The organism is Micromonospora sp. R311, assembly GCF_056780015.1.
Genome location: NZ_JBSWCE010000103.1, coordinates 1 through 1,682, shown reverse-complemented (window position 1 = coordinate 1,682; position 1,682 = coordinate 1). Strand labels below are relative to the sequence as shown.

The 1,682-nt window shown below is 76.2% G+C and carries 1 protein-coding gene and 2 pseudogenes; all 3 read right to left on the bottom strand.

Features of this window, described 5'->3' with window-relative positions:
- Positions 1–200: pseudogene (locus AC1WTP_RS34340) on the bottom strand (phosphoheptose isomerase); the annotation flags it as partial.
- Positions 200–1,417, bottom strand: coding sequence for a glycosyltransferase (locus AC1WTP_RS34335; RefSeq protein WP_481653366.1), 1,218 nt, complete (start codon positions 1,415–1,417; stop codon positions 200–202). The pseudogene AC1WTP_RS34340 and the gene AC1WTP_RS34335, both read right to left, overlap by 1 nt.
- A pseudogene (locus AC1WTP_RS34330) lies at positions 1,402–1,682 on the bottom strand (glycosyltransferase family 1 protein); the annotation flags it as partial. The pseudogene AC1WTP_RS34330 and the gene AC1WTP_RS34335, both read right to left, overlap by 16 nt.

Sequence of the window (1,682 nt, the reverse complement as noted above, 5' to 3'; positions counted from 1 at the left end):
TTGCCGACGAGTTCGGCGGTGAGGTGTTGGGCCTCGGCGGCGCTGCCGCCGTTGCCCGCCACCAGCAGGCGGCCGCCGTCGACCAGCCGGCGGGCGAGGGTCTCACCCCACCGGGCCAGCAGCTGTTCGCACTGCCGGTACGGCAGCAGCGCCGCGGCCAGGTTCGCCAGGTGGACGTCGAGCAGGGTGCCCGCCGTCATCAGGCCACCACCCGGGTCGGCCGGCGCACCGCGGCCACCTCGGTGTAGACCTCCACCAGCCGTTCCGCCGTCGCCGCCCAGGAGTAGCGCCGCCGGGCCCGTTCGAGCGCCGCCGTGGCGTACGCGAACCGGCGGACCCGGTCGTCGAGCAGGCGTTGCAGCGCGGTGCCGAGCGCCCGCGGGTCCCGGGCCGGCACCAGGTCCCCGGTGACCCCGTCGACCACGGTGTCCTTGATCCCGCCCACCGCGGTGCCCACCACCGGCACGCCGCAGGCCATCGCCTCCAGCGGGGTGAGCCCGAACGGCTCGTACCAGGGGGCGGCCACCAGGATGTCGGCGGAGCGGTACCAGCGCCCCATCTCCTCCCGGGGCACCGCGCCGACGAGGCGGACCCGGTCGGCCACCCCGCAGGTGCCGGCCAGGGCGCGCAGCCGCCGGGCGTACGGGTCGGTCTCCAGCAGGCCGGCCGGCGGGCCGCCCACCACCACGCACTCGGCGTCCGGGACCAGCGCCATCGCCCGGATCACGGTCTGGAAGCCCTTACGCTCCACCAGCCGGCCGACGGTGAGGATCCGGGGCCGGCCGGGTTCGCGGTCGGCGGCCGGGCCGAGCGGCGCGAAGGTGGCCAGGTTGACCCCGGACGGGACGACGGTCATCCGCGACCGCGGCACCCCCATCCGGACCAGCTCGCCGACCTCGTCCTGGCACTGCGCGATCACCCGGTCGACGGAGCGGCCCAGCTCCCGCTCGTAGGCCACCCGCCGGGCCGGGCTGGTGTCCTGGACGCCCTGGTGACGCCGCTTGACGGTGCCGAGCGCGTGGTACGTCTGGACCACCGGCACGCCGGTCTGGTGGCTGGCGGCCAGCGCGGCGAGGCCGCTCATCCAGAAGTGCGCGTGGACCACCTCGGGCGCCCAGTCGTCGCTCCGCCACCGGTCGACCAGCCACCGGCTGAACTCCTTCATGTGCGGCAGCAGCGCGTCCTTGGCCACCGGCTCGGCCGGCCCGGCCGGCACGTGCACCACGTCGTAGCCGTCCGGGCTGCGTACCGTCACGGGCAGGTCCACCGCGTCGCGGCGGGTGTAGACCCGCACGTCGTGCCCGGCGGCGGCGAGCGCCGCGGAGAGTTCGGCGACATGGGTGTTCTGGCCACCGGCGTCCTCGCCGCCCAGGATGGCGAGCGGGCTGGCGTGCTCCGAGATCATCGCGATGCGCATACTTCCTCCTCCAGCAGCCGGTCCCAGTCGGCGAGGAAACGGTCGAGCCCGTAGCGGTCCCGCGCGGCCGCGCGGGCCTCGGCGCCCGCCCGGCGCGCCTCGGCCGGCTCCGCCACGAACCGGCGGGCGGCGTCCAGCAGGACGTCGACCCGGGTGGAGAGCGCACCGGCTCCCGGCGGCACCGCCATCACCGCCTCGGTGGTGGCCAGCGCGACGACCGGCATGCCGATCGCCATCGCCTCGATCAGGCTCAGCCCGAGCGAGG

Coding starts and splice junctions, on each gene's coding strand:
- AC1WTP_RS34335 (WP_481653366.1), bottom strand. CDS start 1,417: ATGCGCATCGCGATGATCTCGGAGCACGCCAGCCCGCTCGCCATCCTG.